Genomic DNA, 7,204 nt, shown 5'->3' with positions numbered 1-7,204 from the left:
AGATCGTCGAGTTCCTGCGCGATCCGCAGAAGTTCCAGCGGCTCGGCGGCAAGATCCCGCGCGGCGTGCTGCTGGTCGGCCCTCCCGGAACCGGCAAGACGCTGCTCGCCCGCTCCGTCGCAGGCGAGGCCAACGTGCCGTTCTTCACCATCTCCGGCTCGGATTTCGTCGAGATGTTCGTCGGCGTCGGCGCAAGCCGGGTGCGCGACATGTTCGACCAGGCCAAGAAGAACGCCCCCTGCATCATCTTCATCGACGAAATCGACGCCGTCGGCCGCCATCGCGGCGCCGGCCTCGGCGGCGGCAATGACGAGCGCGAGCAGACGCTGAACCAGCTGCTGGTCGAGATGGACGGCTTCGAGTCCAACGAAAGCATCATCCTGATCGCCGCCACCAACCGGCCCGACGTGCTCGACCCGGCGCTGCTCAGGCCGGGCCGCTTCGACCGCCAGGTGGTCGTGCCGAACCCCGACATCGTCGGCCGCGAGAAGATCCTCAAGGTGCATGTGCGCAATGTGCCGCTGGCGCCCAATGTCGACCTCAAGGTCATCGCGCGCGGCACGCCCGGCTTCTCCGGCGCCGACCTGATGAACCTGGTCAACGAATCCGCGCTGATGGCGGCGCGTCGCAACAAGCGGCTCGTCACCATGGCCGAGTTCGAGGACGCCAAGGACAAGATCATGATGGGCGCCGAGCGCCGCTCGTCGGCGATGACGCAGGCCGAGAAGGAGCTGACCGCCTATCACGAGGCCGGCCACGCCATCCTGGCGCTCAACGTGCCGACGGCCGATCCGCTGCACAAGGCGACCATCATCCCGCGCGGCCGCGCGCTCGGCATGGTCATGCAGCTGCCGGAAGGCGACCGCTATTCGATGAGCTACAAATACATGATCTCGAGGCTGGCGATCATGATGGGCGGCCGCGTCGCCGAGGAGTTCAAGTTCGGTAAGGAGAACATCACCTCCGGCGCCTCCTCCGACATCGAGCAGGCGACCAAGCTGGCGCGCGCCATGGTCACGCGGTGGGGCTTCTCCGACAAGCTCGGCCATGTCGCCTATGGCGACAACCAGGAAGAGGTCTTCCTCGGCCATTCGGTGGCGCGCCAGCAGAACATCTCGGAAGAGACCGCGCAGATCATCGACGCCGAGGTGCGCCGGCTGATCGACGATGCCTATTCCACCGCCAAGACCGTGCTGACCAAGAAGAAGAAGGACTGGATCGCGCTGGCCGAAGGGCTGCTCGAATACGAGACCCTGACCGGCGAGGAGATCAAGCAGCTGATCGCCGGCCACAAGCCCGCCCGCGACCTTGGCGACGACACGCCGCCCAGCCGCGGCTCGGCTGTGCCGAAAGCCGGCACCGGCGGCCGTCGCAAGAAGGGCCCCGAGCCCGAAGGCGGCATGGAGCCGCAGCCGCAGGGCTAAGGCTCGATCGAAAACGAAACATAAAAAACGACGCCGCGGCTCAGACCGCGGCGTTGTTGTTTGGGAGCTCACAGACGGATTGGCGAGTCGCTCGCGGACCGCACCTGCAAGATCGGCGTCCGGCGCAAGCGCCAATCTTCCTTCTGGCTCATCACGCTTCTGGCCTCGCATGGCACCCCGAACCTCCCGCGCAAAACGCACGAAACTGTTCGCGATGTCTTCGCACACCTGTTCGCGATGTCCTCAGTCCATATAGGGGGAGATTGGTAGCTTCGCCGGCGGGGGTTCTTTTGCGGCGCCGATATGCCTCTTTAAGCGCGTCCAACGAAAAAGCCCGCGCATCTCGCGATGCGCGAGCCTTGGTCTTGGAGGTAAGCGCTGAGCGATCAGCTCTTCAGCTTGGCGTTGCAGAGGCTGTAGAAGCCGCCGCCCTTCTGGATCCACCGCAGGCCGTTCAGCGTGTTGGCGTCCTTGTTGGCATAGTACTGCTCGAGGCAGGTGTGCATGCGGGCCTTGGCCGGCGTCTCGTTGGCGAATTTCGGCGAGATGGCGGTCGGGAAGGTCACGCCCTTCGGCGCAGCCACGCTGGGCTTTGCCGGTTCCTTGGTGAAAGTCGCCTCGGTCGGAGCCGGCACGGTGTCGTCGTCGTCGCCGGCGCCGCATTCGGCCTTGCGGAAGTCGTTCCACTTCATGCCGTTGAGCTTGTTGGCGGTCTTGGCAGCCTGGTACTTGCTGCTGCATTCGGCCATGGTCAGACCCTTGGCCGAACCACCGTCAGCGGCAGCGGTGGAAGTCTTGCTGGCGGCAGGTTTGGCGGCCGCCGCGGCAGTGGCGCCGGGGCCGCATTCAGCCTTGCGGAAATCGTTCCACTTCATGCCGTTCAGCGTGCCGGCCGCCTTAGCGGCCTGATACTTGGTGCTGCATTCCTTTGCGGTCAGGCCCTTGGCCGTGTCGTCCGAGGCAGCTGCCGTCTTTGCCTTCTTGGTGTCAGAAGCCTTGGTCTCGGTCGCAGCCTTGGTCTCAGTCGCCGCCTTGGTGTCGGTCGCCGCCTTGGTGTCGGTCGTGGCGGAAGCGTCGCTGCCGCACTGGGCCTTGCGGAACTGGTTCCAGGTCTGGCCATTGAGCGTTCCGGCGTCCTTGGCCGCGTTGTACTTGGTGCTGCACTCGGCCATGGTCAGCGCGTTGGCCGGCGCCGCCAGGAACAGGGTTGCGACGGCGATGCCCGTCAATGTTGCAAGTCTATGAATAAGCATGGCGTTTTTCTCCCTTGCTGCCGCCAAATGGTGCCTATACCAAATCAATAGCTCTCAACTTCGGGCTGCGCCAGATGCTTCCCGCGCGGATGCCCTCACAAAGTGTGTTCCTGCCGACAAGGTGCTAAATTGCTGGCGCTCGGTTCGAGCAAATAAGGTTTTCCCAACCGTGTCGGGCGGAAAAGCTGTCTGGGCTTCTATATTCCCGCTACAACGAGAGGTCGTGGCAGGCTGCCGAATCACTTGACCGGTCTGCGACAATGATTTTCTAAGGAATAGTAATATATAATCACGAAACGTGATGATCGGATGCGGCCCAATTGTGGCAATACGGGCGGCTGAAACCGACGGGGACTTTGGCAGGTATGGCAGGGCAGTATTTCGGCACCGACGGCATTCGCGGACGCGCCAACAAGTTTCCCATGACGGCCGAGGTGGCCATGCGGGTGGGTATGGCCGCCGGCCTTTCTCTCCAGCGGGGCAACCATCGGCACCGCGTCGTGCTCGGCAAGGACACGCGGCTTTCCGGCTACATGATCGAGAACGCGATGGTGTCAGGCCTGTGCGCCGCCGGCATGGACGTGTTCCTGCTCGGGCCGATTCCGACACCGGCGGTCGCCATGCTGGTGCGCTCGCTGCGCGCCGACATCGGGGTGATGATCTCGGCCTCGCATAACCCCTATTACGACAACGGCATCAAGCTGTTCGGCCCCGACGGCTATAAGCTCTCCGACGAGATCGAGGAGCGAATCGAAGGCATGCTCGACAAGGACATCGAGTTGTCGCTTGCCGATTCCGACGGGCTGGGGCGTGCCAAGCGCGTCGACGGCGTCCACGACCGCTATATCGAATTCGCCAAGCGCACGCTGCCGCGCTCGATGTCGCTTTCCGGGCTTCGGATCGTCGTCGATTGCGCGAACGGCGCCTCATACAAGGTGGCGCCGGAGGCGCTGTGGGAGCTCGGCGCCGAGGTGGTCGCCATCAATGTCGAGCCGAACGGCTTCAACATCAACAAGGAGTGCGGCTCGACCCATCCGGCCGGCCTGCAGAAGAAGGTGCACGAGGTGCGCGCCGATATCGGCATCGCGCTCGACGGCGACGCCGACCGTGTGGTCATCGTCGACGAGAACGGCGCCATCGTCGACGGCGACCAGATCATGGCGCTGATCGCCGAGTCCTGGCACCAGAGCGGACGGCTGGCCGGCGGCGGCGTCGTCTCGACGGTGATGTCCAATCTCGGTCTTGAGCGTTTCCTTAGCGACATGAAGCTGCAGCTGCACCGCACCAAGGTCGGCGACCGCTATGTCGTCGAGCACATGCGCGCGCACGGCCTCAATGTCGGCGGGGAGCAGTCCGGCCATATTGTGCTGTCCGATTTCTCGACCACCGGCGACGGCCTGGTTTCGGCGCTGCAGGTGCTGGCCTGCATCAAGCGGCAGAACCGGCCGGTCAGCGAGCTGTCGAAAAAGTTCGAGCCGGTGCCTCAGCTTCTGAAGAACGTCCGCATCTCCGGCGGCAAGCCGCTGGAGGAGGCGCCGGTCAAGGCAGCCATCGAGGAAGGGCGCAACCGCCTGGGCAAGGCCGGCCGCCTCGTTATCCGGCCGTCCGGCACCGAGCCGCTCATCCGCGTCATGGCCGAAGGCGACGATCCGCAGCTGGTCGAGGCCGTCGTCAACGAGATCGTCGGCATCATCTCGGATACCCGCAGCGCCGCCTGATCGCCGCCGCAAAGCGGACGATCGCATCTGCAAGCCCGCCGCCAGGCGGGCTTTTTCGCGCGCTCACAACACCCCGGACAACGGAATACCCTCTAAAATTGTAGGCATTCGTGGTTAATCAGTACGGTTAAACGGCTTTTAACCTTTGCAATTCATTATCCACGCCGAGGTTCATCTTCGGGCGATGTCGTCCCGAGGCTTCTTAGGGGTGACAGCATGTTCGATACCGCAAGAATGGCACTGTTTGCCGCGCTGTTGGCGGGAGTGGCCGGACCGGCCCTCGCCGCCGACCTGTGGGAACCACCGCCGGTGGAGGAAGCTCCGCCGCCGGTGGTCGAGGCGCAGCCGATCGACGTCGGCGGCTGGTATATTCGCGGCGACATCGACTACCACAAGTCGACCTTGCGCGGCATCGACTACATTACATACGGGCCACCGCCCGGCACCAACGATTTCGATTTCGGCAAGCTGAAGGGCGGCTTCTCGCTCGGCGGCGGCGTCGGCTACAAGATCAATGATTACTTCCGAACCGATCTGACGGCCGACTATTGGTTCAAGTCGGACTTCAACGGCCAGACCTCGGACCTCGTCACGACATCAACCGAGGTGTCGAGGATGAGCGCGCTGCTGCTGTTGGCCAATGCCTATGTCGATATCGGCACCTATCACGGTATCACGCCTTACGTCGGCGCCGGCATCGGCGGTGCGCACGTCAAGTGGGACACGGTCCACGATCCGAACACCACAGAAACCAACCCGGGTTCGTCCAACTGGCGCTTCGCCTATGCGCTCATGGCCGGCGCTTCCTACTGCCTGACCGACAGGGTGATCCTCGACGCAGGCTACCGCTTCACTCACATCCAGGGCGGGCGCATGTTCGAGTTCGATTCGACGAGTTCCGGGCCGGGGTTCGACCACGGCATCAACACGCATGAGGTGCGCGGCGGTCTGCGCTACCAATTCGGCGGCAACAATGGGTGCACTACACCGGTGGCCTACCAGCCTGAGCCGGAGCCGATCTACACCAAGTAGCCGCTTCGAGATCCTGAAATTCTGCCAATCGCCCGGCGCCAGCCGGGCGATTTTCTTTTGTGGGTGGCCGGCAAAACAGCATCGAAATCAATTCGGTAACCCCCTGTTATCCTTAACCGGCACTTAACCACTATGGTTAACAATGCTCCTGAAACGGCAGCTGTGCTCGCGTTCGCGACTGGCGCCAATCTCAGGAGCCGGGGACCATGACATCAAAATCGTGTATCGCACTGGCGCTCGCCGCAATCGTGCTGATGCCGGCGACACAGGCGGTGTCGGCCGACTACGATCCGCCGATCTATGTCGATCAGGCGCCGGATTATCAGCCGGTCGAGGTAGGCTCCGGCTGGTACCTCCGCGGCGACGTCTCCTATCTGGTGGAGAAGAGCTTCAGGAATGAGGATTTCGCCTCCCCGCCGGGGAGCTTCAGCGACAAAGAAGACCCGATCTTTGCGAGTATAGGCTTCGGCTACCATTTCACCGATTACCTGCGTGCTGATTTCAATTTCGGTTATCTGCCGGGCAACAGGGTCAGTGTCGGCTACGATGACACATTGATCGTGACACCGCCGGCCACGGCAACCGTGGCATCCGCGACCCTCAAGAATTATGCATTCTCGGGCATTCTCAACGGTTACGTCGACCTTGGTACCTATATCGGCGTTACACCTTATGTTGGAGCGGGTCTCGGCATTGTGCGGAGCAAGTACAATCTTTCAGCGAGCTATTTCACCGACAACGCTGATCCCTCCGATGATTTCACCCAAACCGATAACAAGACGAAGTATTCACTTGCGTACACCTTGAATGCAGGTTTTGCTTACCAGGTCTCAAAGAATGTGCTGATAGATCTGGGATATCAGTATTTCTCAGCGCCAGATGCTGAATATGCGACAGCCGACAGCCTGACTTCCTACTCGATCCGAAAGGGGATCAGCAATCACCAGGTCAAGCTCGGGCTGCGCTACGATCTTTGGTAAGCGAGGGAACTCGGAAATTGCCGCCGGCGGGTCGAACGGGTCCGCCGTTCTTTTTCGTTTCCGGCGCGTGGTGCCGTCAGACAAATATCCCGACAGCGACAAAAACTTTGCTCTTGACGCCGGAAGGCTGAAAGCATATCGCCGTCCGTGGGCCACCCCTCCCCAACGAGGGGCCACTATCTGGAAGGATAGACCACGATGACGACGCTTACCAAGCCCGGACTCCGTCCGGCAAACCCCAATTTCTCCTCAGGTCCCTGTGCAAAACGCCCCAGCTGGTCGGTCGAGGCGCTGAAAGCTGCTGCGCTCGGACGCTCTCACCGCGCCAAAATCGGCAAGGGCAAGCTCGAGCAGGCGATCGAGCTGACGCGCGAAATCCTCGAGGTCCCGGCCGGCTACCGGATCGGCATCGTGCCGGCATCCGATACCGGCGCGGTCGAGATGGCACTGTGGTCGCTGCTTGGCGAGCGCGGCGTCGACATGGTCGCCTGGGAAAGTTTCGGTTCCGGCTGGGTGACCGATGTCGTCAAGCAGCTCAAGCTCGCCGATGTGCGCAAGTTCGAGGCCGGCTACGGCGTGTTGCCGGATCTGACGCAGATCGATTTCGATCGCGACGTGGTCTTCACCTGGAACGGCACGACCTCCGGCGTGCGCGTGCCGGACGGCGATTTCATTCCGACCGACCGCAAGGGTCTCACCATCTGCGACGCCACCTCGGCGGCGTTCGCGCAGCGGCTCGACTTCGATAAACTCGACGTCGTCACCTTCTCCTGGCAGAAGGTGCTGGGCGGCGAGGG

The 7,204-nt window shown here is 62.5% G+C and carries 5 protein-coding genes and 1 pseudogene; 5 read left to right on the top strand and 1 reads right to left on the bottom strand.

Annotation, left to right across the window (positions count from 1 at the left end):
• The coding region (ftsH, locus tag EOA60_RS12510; protein ID WP_128311418.1) for an ATP-dependent zinc metalloprotease FtsH at positions 1-1,424 on the top strand (1,424 nt) is incomplete at its 5' end.
• A gap of 386 nt (positions 1,425-1,810) precedes the next feature.
• Here ftsH and EOA60_RS12505 read toward each other — a convergent pair.
• Complete coding sequence (locus tag EOA60_RS12505; RefSeq protein ID WP_095824082.1) at positions 1,811-2,677, bottom strand: hypothetical protein; 867 nt, start codon at positions 2,675-2,677, stop codon at positions 1,811-1,813.
• Between the two features lie 365 nt (positions 2,678-3,042).
• On the opposite strand from EOA60_RS12505, the gene glmM reads away from it, so the two are divergent.
• The 4 genes and pseudogenes from glmM to EOA60_RS12485 form a co-directional block, all read left to right on the top strand.
• Positions 3,043-4,395 (top strand): phosphoglucosamine mutase, encoded by a 1,353-nt coding sequence (glmM, locus tag EOA60_RS12500; protein ID WP_128311420.1) that lies wholly within the window; start codon positions 3,043-3,045, stop codon positions 4,393-4,395.
• Positions 4,396-4,611: 216 nt separating this feature from the next.
• Entirely contained in the window at positions 4,612-5,427 is an 816-nt protein-coding gene (locus EOA60_RS12495; protein ID WP_095824080.1) for an outer membrane protein, read from the top strand.
• 206 nt (positions 5,428-5,633) lie between these two features.
• On the top strand, positions 5,634-6,407 hold the full coding sequence (locus EOA60_RS12490) for an outer membrane protein (RefSeq protein ID WP_095824079.1): 774 nt from the start codon (positions 5,634-5,636) through the stop codon (positions 6,405-6,407).
• Between the two features lie 198 nt (positions 6,408-6,605).
• Positions 6,606-7,204 (top strand): annotated as a pseudogene (locus EOA60_RS12485) (phosphoserine aminotransferase); the annotation flags it as partial.

The organism is Mesorhizobium sp. M1A.F.Ca.IN.020.06.1.1 (assembly GCF_004023265.1).
In the GTDB taxonomy this organism is placed as follows: Bacteria; Pseudomonadota; Alphaproteobacteria; order Rhizobiales; family Rhizobiaceae; genus Mesorhizobium.
This window is presented reverse-complemented; position numbering and strand designations above follow the sequence as displayed.

Excerpts from the sequence above, each read along its gene's own strand:
- EOA60_RS12505 (WP_095824082.1), bottom strand. The coding sequence starts at position 2,677 with ATGCTTATTCATAGACTTGCAACATTGACGGGCATCGCCGTCGCAACC.
- EOA60_RS12490 (WP_095824079.1), top strand. The coding sequence starts at position 5,634 with ATGACATCAAAATCGTGTATCGCACTGGCGCTCGCCGCAATCGTGCTG.
- EOA60_RS12495 (WP_095824080.1), top strand. The coding sequence starts at position 4,612 with ATGTTCGATACCGCAAGAATGGCACTGTTTGCCGCGCTGTTGGCGGGA.
- glmM (WP_128311420.1), top strand. The coding sequence starts at position 3,043 with ATGGCAGGGCAGTATTTCGGCACCGACGGCATTCGCGGACGCGCCAAC.